A 22905-nucleotide genomic window follows, 5' to 3' on the forward strand; every position below is an offset into this window, starting at 1 on the left:
TTGCCCCGGTCGCGGCAACGCAATCCTTCTTTTGCCGCCGATGGCGCAGATGGTTGCCAAGGCGCGGCTTTCCGGCTGAGAGCGGGGCATGAAGACCGCGAGCCAGATTCAAGACCTGATCGTCAGCCGGCTGATGCGGCGGCACGGCGGAACCGCTCGGCGTTGGCGGCTGGCGGTGGGGCCGGTGCGGGTTTACGATCCGGCGACGCACGGGCCGGGCAACTGGTCGGTCGCGCCCACCGGGACGACGACGGAGAATGCGGCGATCGAGCGGCTGCTCGATACGCTGCGGCTGGAAGTCCCGCTGGCGGTGGAAGGCTGAAAGCGGATCGAAGCGGTGCGACGATCATTGTCGCATCGGCGCGCGGCAATCTGCTACAGCGCCGTGGTTCTCCTCTGACGATTGAGATTCTATGCCCTCCGGTCTGGTTGCCCTGCTCGACGATATTGCGGGGATCACGAAACTCGCCGCGGCTTCGCTGGACGATGTCGGCGCGGCGGCGAGCAAGGCCGGGAGCAAGGCGATCGGCGTGGTGGTGGACGATACGGCGGTGACGCCGCGCTATGTCGTCGGCCTGTCCCCGGATCGCGAACTGCCGATCATCCTGAAGATCGCGATCGGATCGCTGCGCAACAAGCTGCTGATCCTGTTGCCCGCCGCGCTGCTGCTGAGCGCGTTCGCGCCCTGGGCGATCACGCCGATATTGATGCTGGGCGGCGCGTTCCTGTGTTTCGAAGGCGCGGAGAAACTGCTCGAGGCGTTCGGCGAACATGCAGAGGCCGAGCCCGATGCCGAGCCGGAAGATCCCGCGACGCTGGAGCAGTCCAAGGTGGGCGGGGCGATTCGCACCGACCTGATCCTGTCGGCCGAGATCATGGCGATCGCGCTGGCGGACGTTTCGACCTCGCCGATCCTGACGCAGGGCGTGGTACTCGCGCTGGTCGGCATCGCGATCACCATCGGCGTCTATGGCGTGGTCGCGCTGATCGTGAAGATGGACGATATCGGGCTGCATCTGGCGCAGCGCCGGGCCAGCGGCGTGCGGGCGCTGGGGCGCGGGATGGTGAAGGCGATGCCGGTGGTGATGGGCTTCCTCTCCACCGTGGGCACCGCGGCGATGATCTGGGTTGGCGGCGGCATATTGGTGCACGGCATGGAAGTGCTGGGCTTCGGCGCGCCGGCGCACCTGATCCACGATGCGGCGGACGCGGTGAAGCACGCCACCGGTGCGCTGGGCGGCGTGCTCGGCTGGGTGACGACGGCGCTGCTCTCGGGACTGCTCGGACTGGCGGTGGGCGCGGTGATCGCGCTGGCGCTGCACCGGATCATGCACCGGGCGCACGCAGCGCACTGAGCCTCACCCCATCCAGCGGCTGACCGGCACGGCGGATTCCTCCAGCGGCTGCGAGATCACGTCGACCAAAGTCGGGCCGTCATGGGCGATGGCGGCGCGCATCACCGCGTCGAGTTCGACGGGATCGCGGACGGTCCATGCCTTGAGGCCATAGGCTTCGGCGATGCGGGCGTGATCGGTGCGAGTGAAGTCGACCGAGAAATAGCGCTGGCCATATCCGTCCTTCTGGCTCGCCTTGATCCAGCCGAACGACGCGTTGGAGAAGACGACGAGCGTGACCGGGATATTCTTGCGGACGATCGTTTCCAGTTCGCCGACGGTGAAACCGAAGCTGCCGTCGCCCATCGCCGCGACGACCTTCTTGTCCTGCGCGCCGTACCATGCGCCGATCGCGGCGGAGAGCGAGAAGCCCAGCGCACCGTGGGCGCGATTGGTGATGAAGCGGCGGCCGGTGCTTTCGAAATCGAAATAGCCCGAGAAATAGGGGCAGGGCGTGCCGGGATCGGCGACGACGATGCCGTCCGCAGGCAGCGCCTTCTGGATCGCGGCGAGGACGCGTTCGGGGCGGATCGGGGTCTCGGTCGATTGCGCGAGGCGTTCGAAGCCGGTGCGCTTGGCGTGGCGCATCGCGTGGAGGCGCGTGGCGGTATCGGCGTTGCGCGGCGTGCCGTCGAGGCGGCGGGCGATCTCGGCGGCCAGTGCGGTAAGGCAGAGGCGGGCGTCGCCGACAAGGCCGGCTTCGATCCGGTAGTTCGCGCCGACGACCATCGGGTCGATGTCGATATGGACGATCGGCACGCCGGGAGCGGGGACGGTGCCGTGCTCGGTGGTGGTCGAGCCGGCGCGGCAGCCGATGAAGACGACCGTGTCGGCATCGGCGATCACATCGCGCGTCTGATCGGTGCCGCCGTTCGCGCCGACCACGCCGACCGCCAGCGCGTGATTGTCCGGGATCACGCCATGTCCGCTGACGGTGGACGCGACGGGGGCGTCGAGCAGGGTGGCGAGCGCGATCAGCTCGGCCGTCGCGCCCGAAAGGATCGCGCCGCCGCCGCAGACGAAGACCGGGCGCTTCGCGGCGAGGATCACGTCCGCCGCCGAGGCGACCAGATCGGGATCGGGCGCGGTTCGGAAAGCGGGGAAGCGGCTATGCTCGATCTGCGCCCAGATCTGGCCGGCGTCGAGATCCTGTTTCTGGAGATCATAGGGCAGGCCGATATGCGCCGCGCCGGGGCGGCCGGTGGTGATCGCTCGGAACGCGGTGCGGAAGAGATGCGGGATCTGCGTCACGTGATCGGCGACCGCGTTCCACTTGGTCAGCGGGCGGAACAGCGCCTTCTGGTCCAGCTCGGTCAGCGGATAGCGGCCCCGCGCGGTGACGGGCACGTCGGAAGTGATCGAGAGGAGTGCGACCGAGGACTCGTTCGCTTCGATCACGCCGGGCAGGATATAGGTCGCGCCGCCGCCGCTGGGGCCTTCGCAGATGCCGGGCCTGCCCGTCACGCGGGCATAGGCGTCGGCCATATAGGCCGCGCTGCGCTCGTCGCGGGTGAGGATATGGTCGATGCCATGATCGAGCCGGTGGAGGGCGTCGTAAAAGGGCAGGCTGGTGTCGCCGCACAGGCCGAAGATGTGCTTCACGCCGTGGTGCTGGAGCATCCGCACGGCCGCTTCGGCGCCGGTAATCGTGGTCATCGGGTTCTTTCCGCTAGATGCGGAAAGGCTAGGCTCAGGCGAAATCGGGAGGGCCATTCAAAAGCGCGGCGCGCCGATTGAAACTGCCCTCCCGGTCCCGGTTTAGAAGTCGAGGCCGAGTGTCACGCCATAGGTGCGCGGGGCCCCGGCGGTGCCGTTGTCGCCCGCATTGGTGGCGCTCAGCTGGTTGCGGTAGAAATCGTCGGTGAGATTCTTGCCCCAGATGCGGACATAGACATCGTCGCCCGGCGCGCGCCAGGTGAGCGAGGCGTCGAGCAGATTGTAGCTGGGCTGGCTGACGCGCCCATCGGGCGAGCCGAAGAAGCCGTCATTGTAGTAGTAGTTCCCCGCGATCGTGAACGTGCCGATCGAGGTCGGGATGTCGTAGTTTCCGCCCAGGCTGAACGTCCATTCGGGCGTGTTCTGCAGCGGCGTTCCCGAGCGATCGCCGATCAGCAGGCAATTGCCGCCGGTCTGCGCGAAGGGATTGCCGAAGGTGCCCAGGCACGACTGGCCCGCGGGGATGACGAAGCCCGGTGTCAGCGGGAAGGGATAGGAGATCACCGCGCTGGTGAACGACTTGTAGCGGGCATGGGTGTAGCTGACGCCCGCGAAGAGGCGGAGGCCCTGCGTCGGCTGCCAAGTGATGTCGCCGTCGAAGCCGTAAATCTCCGCGCCATCGGCATTATAGACATTGTTGCGGCCGGCGATGACCTGCTGAACCTGCACCTTGTCCTGATCGTAATAATAGGCCGCGACGTTGAGGCGGACGCGGCGATCGAACAGGTCGGACTTGAAGCCGATCTCGAACGCATCGACCACTTCGGGCGCGAGCACGCTGGTGAGGCTGCCGCGCGGATTATAGGTGCCGCCGCGGAAGCCGCGATTGTAGCTGGCGTACATCAGCAGCTCGGGCGAGAAACGGTGATCGACCGACAGGCGCCAGCTCGGCTTGTTGAAGGTCTTCTGCCCGGTGATCGTCGGGCTGACCGTGGTGGTGTTGGTCGCGCCGTTAAAGTCGACCTGGTGCGACACGAACGAGCGATCGTCGCTGGTGTAGCGGAAGCCGCCGATGACGTTGGTCGAGTCCGTCATCGCATAGGTCAGCTCGGCAAAGCCCGAGATGGATTTGACCGACACCGAATAGATGTCGTCCGAATAGCCGTTGCCGCCAAAGGTGAGCAGGCCGGTGGTGCGGCCCGGATCCTGCCCGGCCTCGTTCCACATATAGAAGCCGCCGATCACCCATTTCAGCGGACCGTCGCCCTGCGAGACGAGGTTGATCTCCTGCGTGAACTGCTTGTCGTAATTGTTGTTGTCGACGCGGATGCGCGGCAGCGTGGTGCCGTCCGGATCGAACAGGGTGCGCAGTTCGGAGCGGCGATAGGCGGTGATGCTCTTCAGCTCGGCGACGCCCAGATCCTGGGTGAAGGTGAGGCTGGCGCCCCATTGGCGCGAGCGCAGCAGCGGATCGACATCGGCGACGATGTCGCGCTCCGAGCCTGCGAGCATCTGGCCGAGCGAATTGCGGCTGAACTGGCGGAAGGCGGGTTCCGAAGCGTCGCGGCCGTTATAATCGGCCGAGAGCAGGATCGAGGTGCCGGCGCCCGGCTCCCACAGCAATTTGCCGCGCGCGGACCAGCTGCTGCCGTCCATCACGTCGTTGCCGGTGAACAGGTTCTTCGCAAAGCCCTTGGCGCGATTCTCATATTGGCCGGACAGGCTGATCGCGATCGTCTCGGTCACGCCGCCGGTGATGTAGCCCGCGAAGTTGGCCGTATCGTAATTGCCATAGCCTGCCTGGAGCTTGCCGCTCCATTTGAAGTCGGGGCCCTTGGTGGTGATCTGGATCAGGCCGCCCGTGGCGTTGCGGCCGAACAGGGTGCCTTGCGGCCCCTTGAGCACCGCGACCTGCTCGACGTCGAACAGCGACTGGAGGACGCCGGTGGGCGCGCCGTAATAGACGCCGTCGACATAGACCGCGACGGGGTTCTCGATGCCGGGGCCCTGCCCGGTCGCGCCGACGCCGCGGATGCGGGGCAGGCCGAAGCCGCCGACTGCGGTGGTGACGTTGAGCGAGGGGACCGCGGCCTTGAGGTCCTCGGTGCCCGAGATGCCGCTATTGGCGATGTCGTCCCCGCCCAGCGCGGTGATGGCGATCGGCACGTCCTGTGCGTTCTGCGCGCGCTTCTGGGCGACGACGACGATCTCGTCATTGCCCTGAGCGGCGGGATCGTCCTGCGCGGCATCCTGTGCGCTGGCCGGAGCCGCCGCGAGGATCGCGAGACAGGCGCCGGCCAGCATGGCCGCACGCAGCGAAAGCTTGTCGCGAGAAATCATCATAGTCCTCCCCAATATCGAGCCTCATCCGCCTCGTCTGGTGCGAGGATCGGCAAGTCTGTCTATGAGGATCGGCCGCAACGCCCATGATCAGAAAGCCGCGAACACCGATAGCTTTCGTGAAAGCTATTTTCACGGGTCAACGTTGTCAGGAAATATTGGGAGGAATGGCCAGTTCCTCCCGTTCGTTTCGCGGTTATTTCGCGGGAAGGTAGAGCGGCATCGAATCTTCCCATTTGCTGTCGGTCAGGATGCGCTTGCCGGTGCCGTCGGCGTTCATGACGTAGATCTGGCCATATTGCTGGAAGGTCTGGTCGTAGAGCGCGGCTTCGTCGCGGAAGCCGTGCTGCGAGCCGCTCCACATGATCCGGCCATCGGCGGTCCATACGGCATGGCCGTCGCTCGATTCATGGTCGGTGCAGCGGAACAGGCCGGTGCCGTCCGGATGGATGGTGTAGATGTCGAAATTGCCGTCTTCGGTGCGCTTGCGGGTGAAGACGATGCGCTTGCCGTCGGGCGACCAGCCGGGGAGGTTGTCATAGCCTTCGGTCAGCTTGCGGATCTGGCGCGTCTCGAGATCGAGGATACGCAGGCCCTTCTCCTCGGCGCTCCACACGCGGAACACCACCTGCTTGCCGTCGGCGGAATAGCTGGGGAAGCCCGAATGGACCGTGCCGTCGGTAAGCTGCTCGGCACCGGTGCCGTCGCGGCGGACGCGCCACAAGGCGGCGGTCATCCTGTTGCGTTCGAAGAACCAGTAGCCGAGGCCGAAGACGATCCACTGGCCGTCGGGCGACCAGGCCGGCTGGAACGCGCCGGCAAGGCCCATGCGGACCTTGGCCTCGTCGAGCCCGCGTCCGCTGCTTTCGAACACCTTGGTCCGCTGCGACCCGTCGGGGCGCATGATCCAGATCGAGCTGTTGCCGAGCTGCTTCTCGGTGAAGACGATCCAGCCGTCCCGCGACAATAGCGGGAAGACGTCGACATGCTTGTAGTCCCAGTCCTTGTCCCAGCTGTAGAGCGGCTTGTAGAGTGGGCGGACCGGCTTGAAGTCGACCTTTTCATAGACGACCGACTTGCCGTCCGCCGACCAGCTCGGCGCGCGGATGAAGCTGCGCTTCAGCGCGGGGCGATCCGAAGTGTAGGCAAGGCCCTCGTTCGGGCCGTACTTCACCAGATAGCCGATCTCGGCATTGCTCAGGAATTGCGGCTGGAGCTTGAGATCGGTGCCCGTCGTATGCTCGACGCGGTCCCCCGTCGCCACATCGACCGAGACGATCTGCGAATAGGCCTTGCCGACATAATTGGGGCGGCGGGCGCCCCAGGTTGCCTCCACGGTCATTTCGTAGAAGACGATGCGGCGGCCGTCGGGCGACCATTTGGGTGAGCCGAGGCAATAGCCGGGTTTGGTCGCAACCTGACGGCAGCCGGTGCCGTCGGGGCGGATGACGTAGATCGAAAGTTCCTGGGTATGCTCCCAGCCCGCGCCGCCGTCATGGCCTGTCCATTGGGTGTCGCGGTCCGACGAGAAGGCGATCCACTTGCCGTCGGGCGACCATTGCGGGCGGAAATAACAATCGGGCTTGCCTTCCTTGCCGCGCACCGCGCCGATTCCGGTCAGCTGGCGCGAGCGCCCGCTGCGCAGGTCGAGCACCCAGATATTGGCGCGATAGCCCTTGCGGGTGGAGACATAGGCGAGCTGGCGTCCGTCGGGCGAAAGCACCCCGGCATCGTCCATCGACGCGCCGGCGACCAGCGGGACGATGCCGGTGCCGTCGGCGCGGGCGCGGAAGATATCGGACTGGCCGTCGCCATTGCGTTCGGAGGTGAAGACGAAGCCGCCGGGGGCGTGGACGCCGTTATATTCGTACTTCGTGTCGGCGAGCAGCTTGCGCTCGTTCGACCCGTCGATGTCGGCGATGCGGAGTTCGGAAATGGCCGGGGCGATGCGGTTCATCAGCATCACGCCCTTCTTGCGCTTCGGATCGGTCAGGCCCGCACGGGCCTCGCTCGTCAGAAGTGCGGCAGCCGGAAATACGCCCAGAAACGCGCGGCGGTCCATCATTCCCTCCTCGTGGGCGGCCTGCGGATCGCGGCAACCCATCCTTGTTGATCGTGCCCTTGTGCCGGTCGCCGCGCCAGCGGGTCCAATCACAAGCCCGGGAGGGGCGATCAATTCGATGCTTCGTGCGCGCTTCTTATCGGCCCGTGCGCGCGCGCCGGGACTAAGGCGAAGCCGCACCGGAGATGGAGACATGGATTTGAGCGACGCGCGGCATCCCTTCGCAATCCGCGATTTCCGCTGCTTCTGGACCGCGCGGCTCTGCTCGACGCTGGCGCAGAATGCGATGGTGATCGTGATAGGCTGGCAGGTCTATGACATTAGCCGGCAGACGATGGGGCTGAAGCAGGCCGCGCTGCAACTCGGGCTGATCGGACTGGCGCAGTTCGCGCCCTTGTTCGCGCTGGTGCTGGTCACCGGCTGGACCGCCGACCGGGTCGACCGGCGATTGATCGCGCGGCTGTGCATCGCGCTGCAATTGCTGTGCGCGGCGACGCTCGGCTGGTTCAGCTTCGAAGGGGGGATGACATTGGGGGTGCTGTTCGCGGTGGCGGTGCTGCTGGGGGTGGCGCGCGCATTCTCGATGCCGGCGCAGAGCGCGCTGGCGCCCAATCTGGTGCCGCCCGCATTGCTGCCGCGCGCGGTGGCGACGACGGCGATCGCGGGACGCGTCGGCGGGATCGCGGGGCCGGCGATGGGCGGCTATCTCTACGCCGTCGCGCCGCATGCGCCCTATTTCGTCGGATCGGCGCTGCTGGCGGGATCGCTGCTCAGCATGATGCTGATCCGCCCGATCACGCGCACCGGGATCGACGGATCGCGCAATCCGTGGCGGCAGATGGTCGAGGGACTGGGCTATGTGTTCCACAACAAGCTGGTGCTCGGCGCGATCTCGCTCGATCTGTTCGCGGTGCTGCTGGGCGGGGCGACGGCGATGCTGCCGATCTTCGCGCGCGACATATTGCATGTGGGGCCGGCAGGGCTGGGGCATTTGCGCGCCGCCCCGGCGGTGGGGGCGATGGCGATTGCGTTGTGGTTCTCATGGGCGCCGCTGTCGCGCGGCGTGGGGGTGAAGATGCTGGCGGCGGTGGGCATCTTTGGGGTGGCGACGATCGGCTTTGGCCTGTCGCGCTGGTTCCCGCTGTCGCTGGCGTGCCTCGCGGTGCTGGGCGCGGCGGACATGTTCTCGGTCTATGTCCGCCAGTCGCTGATCCAGCTCTCCACGCCGAACGAGATGCGCGGGCGGGTGGGCGCGGTCTCGACGCTGTTCATCTCCGCCTCGAACGAACTGGGCGAGGCGGAGTCCGGATTCCTCGCCGCGCTGATCGGGCCGGTCGCGGCAGTGGTCGCGGGCGGGGCGGGGGCGATCGCAATCACTTTGCTATGGGCGCGCTGGTTCCCCTCGCTGCGCAAGGCGGAGAATTTCGAGGCTAGCGCAGGAAGGTGACGTTCACCGGCTTGGGCACGTCGATCGAGTTGCCCGTGGCGGTCAGCTTGCCGGTGCGGGGATCGCGGGCGAGCACCGTGACGACGTTCGACGCCTGATTGGCGACGATCAGCCAGCGGCCGTTCGGCGCGATGGCGAAGCTCCACGGCTTCTGCCCGCCTGCCGGGATGCGCTGAAGCTCGGTCAGCTTGCCGCTGTTCCTGTCCACCGCGTAGGCGATGATCAGATCCTCGCCGCGCAGGGAGGCGTAGAGGAACTTGCCGTCCTCGCTCGGCAGCAGTTCGGCGCCGTTAGTTATCGCGCGCGTGGCTTCGTCGAAGGGGATGACGAGCGACTGGGCCAGGGTCAGGCGGCCGGCGCGCGCGTCCCAGCGATAGGTGCGGATTTCGGGCACGATCTCGGTGATCAGGAACAGCAATTTGCCGCCGGGATGGAAGGCGAGATGGCGCGGGCCGGTGCCCGGCGTGACCCCGACCGAGACGGGGTCGGCGGGCGTCAGGGCGCGCTTCGCGGCGTCGTAGCGATAGACGAACAGCTTGTCCGCCCCGAGATCGGCGGCGAGGAGGAAGCGGTGGCCGGGGTCGAACGCGACACCGTGCGCGTGCGGGCTTTGCTGGCGGCGGTGCGGGCCGCTGCCTTCGTTCTTCTGCGTGGCGGGGACGCCCAGAGTCTCGTCGGCAAGGATCGGCAGCGCGGCGACATGGCCGCTGGCGTAATGCGCCGCCGCCACCGTCCGGCTGTTCGGATCGAGCGCGAGATGGGTCGGGTTCGCCCCGCCCGATCCGATGCGGCCGGCGATGCGGAGCTGGCCGGTCTTGCGATCGGCGATCAGGGTGAGGACCTCGCCGCCGCTGCCGCTGTCGTTGCCGACTTCGCTGACGGCATAGAGGATCGGCTTGTCGGTCCGTGCGACCAGCCAGGTCGGGCGGCGGATCTCCGCAACCATGCCGATGGGCGTGAGCTTGCCGGTGCGGCTGTCGAGCCGGGCGGCGAAGATGCCTTGCCCGGGATCGCTGGCCTGGGTGCCGATATAAACGAGCTGGTCGCCGCATTCCTCGGTGCAGGGCGCGGCCTGTTGCGCAGTCGCCGGCAATGGCCCGAGGACCACCGCCGACGCCGCCAGCGCCAGACATGCGGATATCGTCCGGCGCGGGAAACGGGACTGGCGATCGGTCATGGGCACTCCTCCGGCCGTCACCATGCATCTTGCGACGCGAAAAAGCGCTTCCAGAATTCGAACCGCTCGGGACTGGAGGCGACCGGGACCGGGCCGAACGCATCGCCGACTTCCATCACCTGCGGTTTCGCCGCGTCATAGGCGGGCCACAACGGCAGGCCGGGGCCGTTGGGATCGCCCTTGATGATGATGTTCGCCCAATAGGACGACATGATGTCCGCGATCTTCCGGTCCTGTTCGGTCCAGGGCAGGTCGTTCGCGTCGAGGCTGTCGAACATGTACATGATCTCGGACCCGTGGAACGCGCCGCGCAGCTTCTCGGTCGGACCGGTCAGCGCATGGGTCCAGAAATAGGTGAAGACCGGCTGCTTCACCGTGCGGGTCCATTCGACGCCCCAGAGATATGTCGAGATGCGCGAATTGTCGCGCACCGCTTCGTTGTTGGCGCGCGCGGCATCGAGGTCGCTCGTGGCGGGATAGAGCGTCAGGAACTCGCCGGCCATCGGCCCGAACTTGGTCTTCGCCCAGTTCTGATAGACGGCCAGCGTGACGCTGGTGTGCGGCATCCCGGGGCGGTTGGCTGGCGGATTGGACCGCAGCGCCTCGAATGCCGTCTCGGGCACCGCGCCACTTTCGTCCTTGTTGTTGCCCGCGACATACGTGACCGGGTTCTGCGTGCCGCCGGTCAGCGTGTCGTTATAGGTGCGCGGGACGATCCAGCCATCGACCACCGGGCGGAACAAAGGCGGGCGCGACGGGCTGCCGGTATAGACGTCGGGATCGGCGACGCCGCTGCCTTCCATCAACTGCTGCCACGGGAGCGCGCGGAGTTCTTTCAGCGAGAGCGTGCTGCGATCGCCGAGGAAGCGGACTCCCGCCGCCTCCGCGCCCTTCATCGTGCGGGTGGAGGTGTTGAGGTAGCGCAGCTCGAGGTCGCGCGGGTGGCGGACCTGGCTTTCGGCGATGCTGGCGCGGAACAGGCCCTTCGCCAGCGGGCTCATCGAGAGGAAGCCGACCGAGCCCGCGCCGGCGGACTGGCCGCCGATCGTCACCCGCTTCGGATCACCGCCGAACGCCGCGATGTTGCGCTGGACCCATTTGAGCAGCGCGATGTCGTCCATCAGACCGTAATTGCCCGACGCATTATGCCCGGATTCCCTGCTCAGGTCCGGCGTGGCGAGGAAGCCGAGCGGGCCGAGGCGATAGTTGAAGGTGACGACGATCACCCCCTTCTTCGCCAGCCCTTCGCCGTCGAATTGCGGGTTGGCGCCATAACCTTCGTTGAAGCCGCCGCCGTAGATCCAGACATAGACCGGGCGGCGTTCCTTCGCCGAAGCCGCGCCGGTCCAAACGTTGGCGGTCAGGCAATCCTCGCCCATCGGCAGCGACTTCACGCGCGGATCGTGCTGCGGGCAGAGATTGCCGAAATCGTCGGCCTTGCGCACGCCCTGCCACGGCCTGACCGGCGCGGGCGGACGCCAGCGCAGATCGCCGACCGGCGCTGCAGCATAGGGAATGCCCTTGAACACCCGGATCGACGCATCGCGGCCGGGGACGCCGGAAAGGCGGCCGCTGTCGATGCGGACGGTTTCGATGGGGGCGGGCGCCGCCACGTTCTGCGCCGGAGCGGCCGCGCCGAAGCCGGTCAGCGCGATCGCCGAACAGATCAGGGACGTGCGGGGAAATCTGCGGGCCATAATCGCTCTCCATGCAGCCCGGTGCTCCGCCTTGCGCGAAATCCGGGCATTTGGCGCGGATATACAGGGCCGGGGCGCGGCGCGGACGATAGGTTTACCGCGCCGCTCGATAAGTTTCCCCCGCGCGGCGGCAGGGCTCAAAATTAAAATCAATATGGACCGACCGGAAACCAATGAGGCAAAGGCGGCCCGCCCATGCATTTTAAGCACCGACAATGCGGCACGATCGTCAGTCATCGGAATTCCCCGAAGCCGACGTCTCCGTATGACAACGTTGTAAGTATGCCGCACCCGGCGGGAAGCATTCACAAGATCGGGTCGGCATGGTGCAGGGAGAGGGTAGAATGAAAAAGATCCAGATCATGTCGGCTCTGCTTTGCAGCGCTGCTTTTGTTGTTTCGGCGCCGGCCGTTCTTGCTCAGTCAGCCGAGCCCGATGCTGCCGATACTGCGCAGTCCGAAGCGCCGGATACCGCGAACGAACTCGTCGTTACCGGTTCGCGCACGATCACCAACGGCAATACCAGCCCGGTGCCGGTGACGGTGGTGACGACCGAGACGCTGACCAGCGTCCGCCCCACCAGCCTGACCGAATCGATTCAGCTCCTCCCGGTCTTCTCCGGATCGCGCAGCCAGACCAGCAACCCGTCGGCGACCGGCGGCGTGGGCGGCGGCAACGGCGTCGCGGCGCAGCTCAACCTCCGCAACATCGGCGCCAACCGCAACCTCGTCCTGATCGACGGCCGCCGCGTGCCGCCGACCTCGATCAGCAACATCGTCGACGCCGACGTGATCCCGCAGCTGCTGATCGAGCGCGTCGACACGGTCACCGGCGGCGTCTCGGCCGTTTATGGCTCGGACGCGGTGACCGGCGTGGTCAACTTCATCACCAACAAGAAGTTCAGCGGCGTGCGCGCCTATGTTCAGGGCGGCATGTCCGAATATGGCGATGGCGGCCAGATGGCGGCGGGCGTTGCGGTGGGCGGCAGCCTGTTCGAAGGGCGCGGCCATTTCACCGCCAGCTATGAATATCGCGACGATCAGGGCGTCGACCGCCGCTCGGCGCGCGACTGGTACAAGCGCCCGGTGGTGGTGGGCAGCGGCACGGCCGCCGCGCCCTATCGCCTGATCACCGACGCGACCCTGGCCAATCTGCCGTTCGGCGGACGCATCACCTGCACCGGCGCGTGCGCGATCAACGGCCAGTATTTCGCAACCGACGGCGTGCTCAGCACCTTCACCAACGGCACCGCCTATCCGGGCACCGCCAATACCCAGGTCGGCGGATCGGGCGGCTATGTCGACCTGACGATGAAGGCCGAGCAGCGGATGCACCAGCTTTACGGCCGGTTCGATTTCGAAGTCAGCGATACGGTCAATCTGTTCGTGCTGGGCAGCGGCACGTTCAAGCGCAACTCGTTCTACACCGACGAGGTCCAGCTCCAGAGCATCACGCTGAGCCGCACCAACGGCTTCCTCGCGCCGGCCTATCAGGCGCAGATCCCGACCGCGACCTTCACCTTCAACCGGATGCTGACCCAGCCGGAGCGCGCCAACGCGGTGCCGGAATCGCAGCAGCTGATGTTCACCGTCGGGCTGAACGGCAAGGTCGGCGGGTTCGACTGGAACTTCGCCTATACCCGCGGTTCCTCACGCCTCAGCACGCTGCTGCGCAACAACGTCAACAACCAGAAGCTGTCGGCCGCGCTGGACGTGGTGCTCGTCGGCGGGGTGCCCACTTGCTACGCCGCGACGCAGGCGGCGACCGCGGCGGCCTATTCCAACTGCCAGCCGCTCAACCTGTTCGGCCCGACCGCGTCGAGCATCGCCGCGCTCGACTATATCCTCGACGATACGCTGTACGTCGCGAAGACCAATCAGGACGACATCATCGCCGATATCGCGGGCTCGCCGTTCGATACCTGGGCAGGGCCGGTGACGGTCGCGCTGTCGGGCGAATGGCGGCGCCAGACCTTCGAATCGACCAGCGCGGCGACGCCGTCCATGTATGCGGACTGCACCAACCTCCGCTACAACTGCACGCCGCGCAACGTGACCACCGGGGCGGGCACCTTCCTGTATCGCGGGACCTTCCCGTCCAGCCCGCAGATCGACCAGTCGGTGTGGGAAGTGGCGGGCGAAGTGAATGTGCCGCTGCTCAAGGATTCGGCGATCGCCCGCTCGCTCAGCGTCAACGGCGCGGTTCGCTATACAAAGTACGACACGGTAGGCGATTACTGGACGTGGAAGGCCGGTCTCGACTGGCAGCTGACCGACGATCTGCGCTTCCGCGGCACGCTGTCGCGGGACATCCGCGCGCCTACGCTCAACGATCTCTATGCGCCGACGTCGGTGGTGATCGTCAACAATCAGGACCTGCTGACCGGCGCGACCAATCAGGTGCCTTCGGTCAACGTGCCCAACCCGAACCTGACCGCCGAGATCGGCAAGACGATGACGGTGGGCGCGGTGTACAAGCCGGGCTTCGCGCCGGGGCTGAGCTTCGCGGTCGACTATTACGACATCCAGATCGATGGCGCGATCACCACGGTGCAGGGCTTCCAGCCCAACATCCAGAATGGCTGCAACATCAACGGCGTGGCGCTCTATTGCGACCTGATCGTGCGGAACGGCGCGGGCGTGGTCACGTCGTGGCTTGTCCGCCCGGTGAACCTGGCGCAGATCAAGACCTATGGCGTCGATTTCGAGGCCAATTATGCGGGCAGCCTGTTCGGCCAGCCGTTCAGCCTGCGCGGTCTCGCCGCGTACCAGCCGCACATCCGCTATATCCAGCCTTCGGTGCCGACGATCGATCAGGGCGGGGTTGCCTTCGGTTCGGCCGGCCTCACCGCCAGCCCCTCGGTCCGGCTGACCGCGATGGCCAGCTATGCGGTGACCGACCGGCTGAAGGTGAGCGGCATGTATCGCTGGCGCAACCGGATGAAGCTGTGGGGCGATCCCACGGTGGTGTGGGCGCCGGGCGAAGGCACGATCGCGCCGTTCGGTCAGGCGTCGCTCAATGTGGCGTGGGAACTGCCGACGGCCGGCAACGGTAAGGCCGAGGTGTTCCTGAACGTCCAGAACCTGTTCGATGCCGCGCCGCCCCCGGCCAACTCGCCGGGCACCGCGACGTCGCCGGGCGGCTTCGGCGGCTTCGCGATCACCGACGATCCCATCGGCCGCTATTGGACCGCGGGCGTGCGCGTGAAATTCTGATCCATCGTTCCTTCATCGGAAACTTCCCTCCTCGCCCTCCGGCCCTCGCGGCCGGGGGGCTTTTCTTTTCTGGCGGATTGGTTGCGGACATCGTGTTGCGATGGGATACGGCCCCCATGCGTATCTGGCTGTGGCCTCTTGTTGCTGCAATTCTGAATGGATGCGCGCCCTCAGCGATACCGGCGCGGGCCGCTCTGATAGACGAAATAGAGAAGAATGTTCGGCTTCCACCGGATGCGTCGCCGCTGAGCCATTATGCGCGAGCATATGCTTATGCTCCAAACAGGCGTGTGCGTGCGGTCTACTTTCAGCCCGATGAACCTTATCCAGAATTCTGCAAAATGGCGCTGGAGCATGAGCAGGAGGGTGCTCAAGTTTCGCTATTCTGCCCTCCGCCGAAAGGCATGTCAGCCGGAGAACGCCGCTGGTTCGACAATTACCGGTTTTTACCGAGTGCCAAAGATGGAGGATGCAGCTGGATCACAGTGGAATTGGATTTGAATACACGAACCATACAAGTCAGGTGCAACGGCGCTTAGTCGCTCAGCCCACGCCCGGCAGCGGCAGGCCTTCCGACACCCACCAGCTGATCGCCACCGCCAGCACCACGCCGGTGATGCCGCGCCACAACGGCGCCTGTAGCGGCTGGTCGACATCGCCCAGATCCTTGCGGCCGGTGATCATCGGGGTGACCAGATTGTCGCGCTTGAACAGGGCGTAGAACAGGATCGCCAGCAGATGGAGCGCGACGAAGACGAGGATCAGGTTGAAGACCTGAGCGTGGAGATCGCCCGCGAGATCGGACGTGTCGTAGGACACGAAGATCGCCAGCGGGCCGGATTCGAGTCCATCGACATCCTGCGCGAACAGGCCGAGCGCGACTTGCACGCATAATGCGCCGAGCAGGGCGATGACGCTGAGCGCGCCGATCGGGTTGTGGCCGACGATCCTCTCACCCGATTTCGAGAACAGGCCGCGCGCATAGGCCAGGATCGCGCGCGGGCCGCGCACGAACGAAGCGAAGCGCGCGGTCGCGCTGCCGGCAAAACCCCAATAGAGGCGGAAGATCAGCAGCCCGAGCGTGATATAGCCGAGCAGCCGGTGCGTCGGCATGTCGCCCGACCTCCACGTCCACCACAGCGCGGGCAGCAGCAGCGCGAAGCTCCAGTGGACGATCCGCACCGGCAAATCCCACAGCCGGGTCAGCGGCCGTGGGGGCGGGACGGTCTCGATCGGTGCGTCCGCCGGCTCGCCGGTCACTTCTTCTCGCGGAACTTGTCGTGGCAGCCCTTGCAGGTCGGGCCGACCGCGGCGGCGGCGGTGCGGATCGCGGCGATGTCGCCGCCGGTCGCGGCGGCGTTCAACGCCTTGACCGCGGTGTCGAAATTGCCGGCGGCGGTGCTGAACTCGGCGGGCTGTTCCCAGATGGCGGGCTTCGCTTCGGTGTCGATGCCGGATTCGGGGCCGGTACCGGTGGGGAACCAGCTCGGCACCTGGCTCGACAGCCCGGCGAGCGTTGTCGCGTTGGTGCGGATCGTGTCGACCGAGGGCGCGTCCTTCTTCAACTCCTCGGTGATTGCCTTGTTGGCCTTGGCGATAGCCTTGAACTTCGCTTCGCGCGGATTTTCGGCCGCGGCGGCGCCATTGCCATCGGACGAACCCGACGAACATCCGGCGAGCGTTGCCGCGAGCACGAGGGCAAGCGCCCCTCCGATCCTGCCAAGATTCAACGCGACCTCCTCATGATATTCCCAAGGGCCCCAGCCTAACGCCGCGCGCGGGGCGGGGGCAGCCCAAAACGGAGGTGGCGGCTATAAGTTTCGGCGCGACGTCAGCCCGCCTTGCGGATCAGCGGGCGCACCGTCGTCTCGGTCATGTGCTTGCGCAGCAGCTCGATGAAGTCGAGGTGGAGCCGGGTGGGCAGCCACCCCGCGCGCATGGTGACGCCGATCGACGGAGCGGGCTCGATCTGGCCGAGCGGGATCGCCGCGAGCGTATCGTCCTCGTGCATCAGCTCGTAGGTCGTCATCAGCGTAAGCCGGTCGCTGCGCGCGAGCAGGTGGCGGATGACCGGCAGCGAGCAGGTCGCGATCGAGGTCTTGGGGCCGTTGGGCGTGCCGGCGAACAGCCGCTCGAAACAGGCGCGGCGGCTCGATCCGGGCGTGCCGACCGCCCAGTCATAGTCGAGCAGATCCTCGATCCCGATCTTGCCCTTGCGCAGCAGCGGATGCCCGCGGCGGCAGACGACGGTGTAGGGGGTCTTGGCCAGGGCTTCGTTGGTCAGGTCGTCGGCGGTCGTTTCCTGCACCAGTCCGATCACGAAATCGACCGCGCCCGCGCGCAGGCTCTTGAGCATCTCCGGCGCGCTCTCGTTGACGATCTTCACATCGGCCCGCGGATGCGCCGAAACGAAATCGTCGAGCACCGAGGCGAGCAGGACGCTGCCGCCGAAGGGCATGGCGCCGATGGCGATCTGGCTGTGGAAGCTGCCCTGCGCGGCTTCGATCTCGCGGATTCCCCACTCGATCTCCTGCGTGGCGAGCCGGATCTTGCGGCCGAATTCGACCCCGGCGGGGGTGACCATCACGCCGGCGGCGGTGCGGTAATAGAGCGGCTTGCGCAGATTGACCTCGAGGTCGCGGGCGGCGCGCTGGAGCGAGGCTTGCGAAAGACCGAGCGATTCCGCGGCCTGGGCGAATGAGCCGGTCTCGACGATGGCGATCAGGCTGCGCGCCTGCGATTTGGAGATGCGGCGGGCGATGACCGTGGCCGCGGCCGGGCCACCGGGAACGCCGAGATCGACCAGCGCGCTTTCGATCTGCGCGAACAGGCGCGCGGCGCGGCGGTGGAAGATCTCGCCCAGTTCGTTGAGGTAGCTGCCGCTGGCGCGGCGATCGAGCAAGGTGACGCCGATCTGCTGCTCGAGCTTGGCGAGCGACTGGGTGACCGCGGGCTGGGAGAGGTTGCACTCTTCCGAAGCCTTGCGGACGCTGTTCAGGCGACCGACGCTTTCGAACAGCTTGAGCTGGCGGAAGCTGAGGGATTCTGCCCGGCCCTGCGGATCCATCTTCGTCATTTTTATTCCTCTCCGTTGGCTCCGGATAACAGGAATTTATACCGCCGAAAATGGGCCGGGCTGCGGGGTATTTATCGCCGATCGTGATCGGGCTTGCAGCGCGATGGATGTCGATGGAGCCGCAGAATGAGGCGATTCTTGCTGGAGGGTGTTCGATCAAGATACTGATAATATGAAATTTAATGACATAAGACTGTTGGGTCGAAAACGGCGTGAAGCGAACCGGTTCGACGCCCGGTTTCACAAAATTTATGTGCGATGCAGCACAGAATTGATCGCCCATTTTTGCGCAAAACTTATCACCACGGGCCGCAATCCGATCACCCGCTCCGGCATTCGCGGCGATTGATAATGCGGCGGGGACCCCAAGATTTGAGACCGCCCGATTGACGGTGAGGGGGTGCGGGGCGCTTCTGGGATCAAGCGGGGCCGAGGCGCCGGCACGGGTTGCCGCGCCTTCCCACAATCATGCATTCAGGAGAGCAGCATGGCCGGCAAAGTTCATCTCAAAATCGCGGTGGCCGAGCACCCGCATACTTCGGCGATCCGCAGCGGCGAGATCGAGATCGAAGGCGTCGATGCTGAGTTCATCACGGTGAAGCCGCAGATCGGCGCGTTCCGACGGATGGTGCGCGATGTCGAGTTCGACGTGTGCGAACTGGCCCCGACGACCTACATCATCGCCCGTGCCTATGGCGCGCCGTTCGTGGCGCTGCCGATCTTCGTGGTGCGCCGGTTCCACCATGCGGGCATGCTGGTGCGGCCCGATGCGGGGATCAGGGTGCCGAAGGATCTGGAAGGCAAACGCGTCGGCGTGCGCGCCTATTCGGTGACCACCGGCGTGTGGATCCGTCAGGTGTTCATCGACGAATATGGCCTCGACAACAGCAAGGTCACCTGGGTGGTCGATGACGAGGAGCATGTGACCCAGCTCAAGCTGCCGGCGAACGTGATCCATGCGCCCGAAGGCACGTCGCTGGCCGAGATGATCGCGAAGGGTGATCTGCAGGCGGGCGTCGAGGCGGCGGCAGGCATCGGGCGCACCGGCGCGCCGACCGGGGGCTGGCAGGAAGTCGAGGCCAATTATCCGGACCTCATTCCGAACGCCGCAGAAGTCGAAGCCGAATATTATGCGCGCACCGGCGTCTATCCGATGCACGGCACGATCGTGGTCAAGGATGCGGTGCTGGCCGAGCATCCGTGGATCGCGCGGTCGCTCAACGACGCCTTCACCCGCGCCAAGGACGAGTGGCTGGCGAAGCTCAATTCGGGCGAAGCGACCGGGGCGGGCGCGGACAAGTATCGCAAGCTGCAGAAGATCGTCGGCGCCGATCCGCTGCCCTATGGCATCGAAGCCAACCGGCCGACGATCGAGGCGCTGGAAAAGACCGCGTTCGAGCAGGGGCTGACCCCCCGCCGCATGTCGATGAGCGAGCTGTTCGTCGATCCCGAAACCGCGCCGGTGCGCGAGGAAGCATGACCATGATCATCGATTGCCACGGGCATTTCACCACCGTTCCGAAGAGCTTCCGCGACTGGCGGACGAAGCAGGTCGAGTTCGCCGACGATCCGGTCAACGCGCCGAAGGTGAGCGAAGGTGCGATCCTGACCGACGACCAGATCCGCGAGGGGATCGAGGGCGGCCAGTTGAAGCTCCAGCAGGAGCGCGGCAGCGACCTGACCCTGTTCTCGCCGATCGCGGGGCTGATGAGCCATCACCTCGGCAACGAGCGGACCAGCCTGGAATGGGCGCGGGTGTCGAACGACAACGTCAAGCGCGTGACCGAGCTGTATCCGGACAATTTCGTGCCGGTTTGCCAGTTGCCGCAATCGCCCGGCGCGCCGCCCGCGAACTCGGTGCCGGAACTGCGCCGTTGCGTCGAGGAACTGGGGTTCGTCGGGGTCAATGTGAACCCCGATCCGACCGGCGGCTATTGGACCGGCAAGCCGTTCACCGACCGCGAATGGTATCCGCTGTTCGAAGCGATGTGCGATCTCGACGTGCCCGGCATGGTTCACGTCGCGGCCTCGTGCAATCCGAACTTCCACGGAACCGGCGCGCATTATCTGAACGCCGACACCAGCGTATTCATGCAGATCCTCCAGTCGGACCTGTTCAAGGACTTCCCGACGCTGCGGCTGGTGATCCCGCATGGCGGCGGCGCGGTGCCCTATCATTGGGGACGCTATCGCGGGATGAGCCTGGAGATGATGGACCGACCGCTCGAAGGGCTGCTCGACAACATCTTCTTCGATACCTGCGTCTATCACCTGCCCGGCATCGAGCTGTTGACCAAGGTGATCCCGACCGGGAACGTGTTGTTCGGGTCCGAGATGATCGGCGCGGTGCGCGGGCGCGATCCGGACACCGGCGAATATTTCGACGACACCAAGAAATATGTCGACCAGCTGCCGCTCTCGCCCGAGGACAAGGCGAAGATATTCGAAGGCAATGCCCGGCGAGTCTATCCGCGCCTCGATGCGCTGCTGAAAGCGCGGGGACTCTGATCCGGATTCTGCGGCGGGCCGCTGCCCCTAAACTTATGGCCCGCCGCAGAAGTTCAACTATTCGCACCCTTTGAAAGGGTGAAAGCTCCTCCTCGAAATAGCCGGGCGACCGCGATGCGGCAGCGCCCGTGAGGCAAGATCAGGAGCAGGAATTGTCATCGTTCATCGACATCCATCCCCACGTCATTTCCGACGATGAGGGCCGCTATCCGCCCGCGCCGCTGTTCGGGAAACGCTCCGACTGGTCGCAGGAGCGGCCGAGCACGGTCGAGACGCTGATCGCGCAGATGGACGCGGCGGGCGTGGCGAAGGCGGCGGTGGTGCACAGCTCGACCACCTATGGCTTCGACAATTCCTATGTCGTCGACAGCTGCAACCGTTATCCGGACCGCCTGCTGGCGGTGGGGTCGGTCGATGTGCTGGCGCCGGATGCTCCCGCGACGATCCGGCAATGGGCCGGCCGGGGGCTGGGCGGGCTGCGCGTGTTCACCGGGGGCAGCACCAAGGAATTCGACCCGAGCGAACTCGACGATCCGCGCGCCTATCCGGCGTGGGAGTTGCTGGGCGAGCTGGGGCTGACCATGTGCATCCAGACCGGGCCGGTGGGCCTGCCGGCCGTTACCGCGCTGGCGAGGCGCTTTCCGGGTGTGCCGATCATCCTCGACCATCTCGGCCGACCCGATGTGACCGATGGGCCGCCCTATGAGCAGGCGAAGAGTCTGTTCGAACTGGCGGACATTGAATCCATCTATCTCAAGCTGACCCCGCGGATCATGGGCGATTCGAAGAAGGGCGCAGCAACGCCGGAGACGTTGTTCCCGGCTTTGGTCGAGACGTTCGGCGCGCGGCGGCTGGCATGGGGGTCGAACTATCCGACCTCGGAAGGCACGCTGGCGGAGATCCTCGCCACCGCGCAGGACCGGCTGGCGACGCTTTCGGACGCCGATCGCGAATGGATTTTCGGCGGGACCGCACTGTCCCTATACCCGCAACTGGCGGACGAGACGCGGGTAGCGCGCGCCGTCTGAGGAGAGGTCGCAATGAGTGAAGCAGTTGCAGGAGCCCCGCCCGCGGCGGCGGCGGAGTCCGCGAAAGCCGGTGCGGCGCCCTGGGGCATCCTCGCGCTCCTGACGGTGGGCGTGCTGATCGCCTATTTCGACCGGACGAGCATCTCGTCGGCGCTGGCGGACAAGCCGTTCGTCGAGCATTTCGGGATGACCAACGCCGATCGCGGCTTCGTCGCCGGCGCGTTCTTCTGGTCGTACATGGCGATGCAGATGCCGATGGGCTGGCTCGTCGATCGCTATGGCGTGAAATACACCTACGCCGTGTGCTTCGCGCTGTGGTGCCTCGCGACCGCCGCGACCGGTCTGATGACCGCGGTGATGGGCCTGTTCATCATGCGCCTGATCGTGGGGCTGACCGAAGCGATCGTGACGCCGGCCAGCTATCGCTGGATCCGCCTCAACATGCCGGAGACCCATGCGGGCACGGCGGTGGGCATCTTCGCGATGGGCAACAAGATCGGCATCGCCATCGGCGCGCCGATCGCCGCATGGCTGATCGTGACGTTCGACTGGCGGTTGATGTTCATCCTCTCCGGCCTTGCCGGGCTGATCTGGCTGGTGCCGTGGATGCTGCTGGTCAAATCGGACTATCTGAAGAAGGGCGAGATTGCCGCGCAGCGGCGCAAGACGGGCGCGGTGACCTTTGGCAGCATCATCTCTTCGCCCGTCATCTGGGGCGCGATGATCGTCAACTTCTGCTACGGCTATTTCTCGTTCTACTGCATGACCTGGATGCCGGCCTATCTGGTCGATGCGCAGGGCCTCTCGCTCCAGCAATCGGGCCTCTACACCTTCTTCAGCTTTGCCGGGATCGCGATCGTGGCGATCGTCGCGGGCTGGGCGGCGGACCGGATCATCGCGCGCGGATACGATCCGATCGTCACGCGCAAGGTGTTCATCGTCGCGGGCTTTTTCGGGGCGAGCACGGTGTTGCTCGGGGCCTATGCGCACAGCCTGGAATGGGCGCTGTTCTGGAACGTATTCTCGCTCTCGTGCCTCGGCCTTGCGACCGCGAACAACCTGGCCCTGTGCAAGATCACGCTGATCCCGCCGCCCGCGATCGGGCTGTCGGTCGGCGTGCAGCAGGTGGCGGGCACCGCGTCGGGCGGCGTCGCGGCGACCCTGTCCGGCTGGCTGCTCCACACCACCGGCAGCTACGACGCCCCGATGATGGTGATCGTGGTGTTCCTGATGATCGGAGCGGCCGCCTGCGTCGTCCTGCTCCGCCCGAAATGGTCGCCCAAGGTGACCCAGATTGCCGATTGA

General features: G+C 66.0%; 17 protein-coding genes. 9 read left to right on the forward strand and 8 right to left on the reverse strand.

Features of this window, described 5'->3' with window-relative positions; all coding sequences use genetic code 11:
* Nucleotides 1-88 precede the first annotated feature (88 nt).
* Nucleotides 89-322 (forward strand): hypothetical protein, encoded by a 234-nt coding sequence (locus HHL13_RS20900; protein WP_169557918.1) that lies wholly within the window; start codon nt 89-91, stop codon nt 320-322.
* Nucleotides 323-413: 91 nt separating this feature from the next.
* Nucleotides 414-1355, forward strand: coding sequence for a DUF808 domain-containing protein (locus tag HHL13_RS20905; RefSeq protein WP_169557919.1), 942 nt, complete (start codon nt 414-416; stop codon nt 1353-1355).
* Nucleotides 1356-1358: 3 nt separating this feature from the next.
* On the opposite strand, the gene HHL13_RS20910 is transcribed toward HHL13_RS20905, so the two are convergent.
* The 3 genes from HHL13_RS20910 to HHL13_RS20920 all read right to left on the reverse strand — a co-directional run bounded on the left by HHL13_RS20910 (nt 1359) and on the right by HHL13_RS20920 (nt 7452).
* On the reverse strand, nt 1359-3050 hold the full coding sequence (locus HHL13_RS20910) for a thiamine pyrophosphate-binding protein (RefSeq protein WP_169557920.1): 1692 nt from the start codon (nt 3048-3050) through the stop codon (nt 1359-1361).
* A gap of 102 nt (nt 3051-3152) precedes the next feature.
* Nucleotides 3153-5390, reverse strand: a complete 2238-nt coding sequence (locus tag HHL13_RS20915; RefSeq protein ID WP_169557921.1) for a TonB-dependent receptor — start codon at nt 5388-5390, stop codon at nt 3153-3155.
* Nucleotides 5391-5586: 196 nt separating this feature from the next.
* On the reverse strand, nt 5587-7452 hold the full coding sequence (locus HHL13_RS20920; RefSeq protein ID WP_169557922.1) for a PD40 domain-containing protein: 1866 nt from the start codon (nt 7450-7452) through the stop codon (nt 5587-5589).
* A gap of 193 nt (nt 7453-7645) precedes the next feature.
* Here HHL13_RS20920 and HHL13_RS20925 point away from each other — a divergent pair, with 193 nt between their 5' ends.
* On the forward strand, nt 7646-8899 hold the full coding sequence (locus HHL13_RS20925) for an MFS transporter (RefSeq protein WP_206377181.1): 1254 nt from the start codon (nt 7646-7648) through the stop codon (nt 8897-8899).
* Here HHL13_RS20925 and HHL13_RS20930 read toward each other — a convergent pair.
* Entirely contained in the window at nt 8883-10076 is a 1194-nt protein-coding gene (locus HHL13_RS20930; protein WP_169557923.1) for a lactonase family protein, read from the reverse strand. The genes HHL13_RS20925 and HHL13_RS20930 overlap by 17 nt on opposite strands.
* A 17-nt stretch (nt 10077-10093) precedes the next feature.
* Nucleotides 10094-11773 carry a carboxylesterase family protein gene (locus HHL13_RS20935; RefSeq protein ID WP_240953948.1) on the reverse strand — a complete coding sequence of 560 codons (1680 nt, stop codon included), beginning with the start codon at nt 11771-11773 and terminating at the stop codon, nt 10094-10096.
* Nucleotides 11774-12117: 344 nt separating this feature from the next.
* Between HHL13_RS20935 and HHL13_RS20940 the strand changes: the two genes are divergently transcribed.
* Nucleotides 12118-14988, forward strand: a complete 2871-nt coding sequence (locus HHL13_RS20940) for a TonB-dependent receptor (protein ID WP_169557925.1) — start codon at nt 12118-12120, stop codon at nt 14986-14988.
* Between the two features lie 116 nt (nt 14989-15104).
* Nucleotides 15105-15527 (forward strand): hypothetical protein, encoded by a 423-nt coding sequence (locus HHL13_RS20945; RefSeq protein WP_169557926.1) that lies wholly within the window; start codon nt 15105-15107, stop codon nt 15525-15527.
* 4 nt (nt 15528-15531) lie between these two features.
* Here HHL13_RS20945 and HHL13_RS20950 read toward each other — a convergent pair whose 3' ends face one another.
* From HHL13_RS20950 to HHL13_RS20960, 3 genes are all read right to left on the reverse strand, one after another.
* Nucleotides 15532-16248 carry a cytochrome b/b6 domain-containing protein gene (locus HHL13_RS20950; protein WP_346775621.1) on the reverse strand — a complete coding sequence of 239 codons (717 nt, stop codon included), beginning with the start codon at nt 16246-16248 and terminating at the stop codon, nt 15532-15534.
* Nucleotides 16245-16718, reverse strand: coding sequence for a cytochrome c (locus tag HHL13_RS20955; RefSeq protein WP_169557927.1), 474 nt, complete (start codon nt 16716-16718; stop codon nt 16245-16247). Before HHL13_RS20955 ends, HHL13_RS20950 begins: the two co-directional genes overlap by 4 nt.
* Nucleotides 16719-16819: 101 nt before the next feature.
* Nucleotides 16820-18064 (reverse strand): LysR family transcriptional regulator, encoded by a 1245-nt coding sequence (locus tag HHL13_RS20960; protein ID WP_169557928.1) that lies wholly within the window; start codon nt 18062-18064, stop codon nt 16820-16822.
* 487 nt (nt 18065-18551) lie between these two features.
* Here HHL13_RS20960 and HHL13_RS20965 point away from each other — a divergent pair, with 487 nt between their 5' ends.
* The 4 genes from HHL13_RS20965 to HHL13_RS20980 all read left to right on the forward strand — a co-directional run bounded on the left by HHL13_RS20965 (nt 18552) and on the right by HHL13_RS20980 (nt 22905).
* Nucleotides 18552-19544: an ABC transporter substrate-binding protein gene (locus HHL13_RS20965; protein WP_169557929.1), complete on the forward strand. Its 993-nt coding sequence runs from the start codon at nt 18552-18554 to the stop codon at nt 19542-19544.
* Entirely contained in the window at nt 19541-20572 is a 1032-nt protein-coding gene (locus tag HHL13_RS20970) for an amidohydrolase family protein (protein WP_206377182.1), read from the forward strand. The genes HHL13_RS20965 and HHL13_RS20970 overlap by 4 nt, the downstream gene beginning before the upstream one ends.
* 128 nt (nt 20573-20700) lie before the next feature.
* Complete coding sequence (locus HHL13_RS20975) at nt 20701-21600, forward strand: amidohydrolase family protein (protein ID WP_346775622.1); 900 nt, start codon at nt 20701-20703, stop codon at nt 21598-21600.
* A 12-nt stretch (nt 21601-21612) separates the two neighbouring features.
* Nucleotides 21613-22905 (forward strand): MFS transporter, encoded by a 1293-nt coding sequence (locus HHL13_RS20980; RefSeq protein ID WP_169557930.1) that lies wholly within the window; start codon nt 21613-21615, stop codon nt 22903-22905.

Source organism: Sphingomonas sp. G-3-2-10 (assembly GCF_012927115.1).
Classification (GTDB): Bacteria; Pseudomonadota; Alphaproteobacteria; order Sphingomonadales; family Sphingomonadaceae; genus Sphingomonas.

Excerpts from the sequence above, each read along its gene's own strand:
- HHL13_RS20900 (WP_169557918.1), top strand. The coding sequence starts at position 89 with ATGAAGACCGCGAGCCAGATTCAAGACCTGATCGTCAGCCGGCTGATG.
- HHL13_RS20905 (WP_169557919.1), top strand. The coding sequence starts at position 414 with ATGCCCTCCGGTCTGGTTGCCCTGCTCGACGATATTGCGGGGATCACG.
- HHL13_RS20910 (WP_169557920.1), bottom strand. The coding sequence starts at position 3,050 with ATGACCACGATTACCGGCGCCGAAGCGGCCGTGCGGATGCTCCAGCAC.
- HHL13_RS20915 (WP_169557921.1), bottom strand. The coding sequence starts at position 5,390 with ATGATTTCTCGCGACAAGCTTTCGCTGCGTGCGGCCATGCTGGCCGGC.
- HHL13_RS20920 (WP_169557922.1), bottom strand. The coding sequence starts at position 7,452 with ATGGACCGCCGCGCGTTTCTGGGCGTATTTCCGGCTGCCGCACTTCTG.
- HHL13_RS20925 (WP_206377181.1), top strand. The coding sequence starts at position 7,646 with ATGGATTTGAGCGACGCGCGGCATCCCTTCGCAATCCGCGATTTCCGC.
- HHL13_RS20930 (WP_169557923.1), bottom strand. The coding sequence starts at position 10,076 with ATGACCGATCGCCAGTCCCGTTTCCCGCGCCGGACGATATCCGCATGT.
- HHL13_RS20935 (WP_240953948.1), bottom strand. The coding sequence starts at position 11,773 with ATGGCCCGCAGATTTCCCCGCACGTCCCTGATCTGTTCGGCGATCGCG.
- HHL13_RS20940 (WP_169557925.1), top strand. The coding sequence starts at position 12,118 with ATGAAAAAGATCCAGATCATGTCGGCTCTGCTTTGCAGCGCTGCTTTT.
- HHL13_RS20945 (WP_169557926.1), top strand. The coding sequence starts at position 15,105 with ATGCGTATCTGGCTGTGGCCTCTTGTTGCTGCAATTCTGAATGGATGC.
- HHL13_RS20960 (WP_169557928.1), bottom strand. The coding sequence starts at position 18,064 with ATGACGAAGATGGATCCGCAGGGCCGGGCAGAATCCCTCAGCTTCCGC.
- HHL13_RS20965 (WP_169557929.1), top strand. The coding sequence starts at position 18,552 with ATGGCCGGCAAAGTTCATCTCAAAATCGCGGTGGCCGAGCACCCGCAT.
- HHL13_RS20970 (WP_206377182.1), top strand. The coding sequence starts at position 19,541 with ATGACCATGATCATCGATTGCCACGGGCATTTCACCACCGTTCCGAAG.
- HHL13_RS20980 (WP_169557930.1), top strand. The coding sequence starts at position 21,613 with ATGAGTGAAGCAGTTGCAGGAGCCCCGCCCGCGGCGGCGGCGGAGTCC.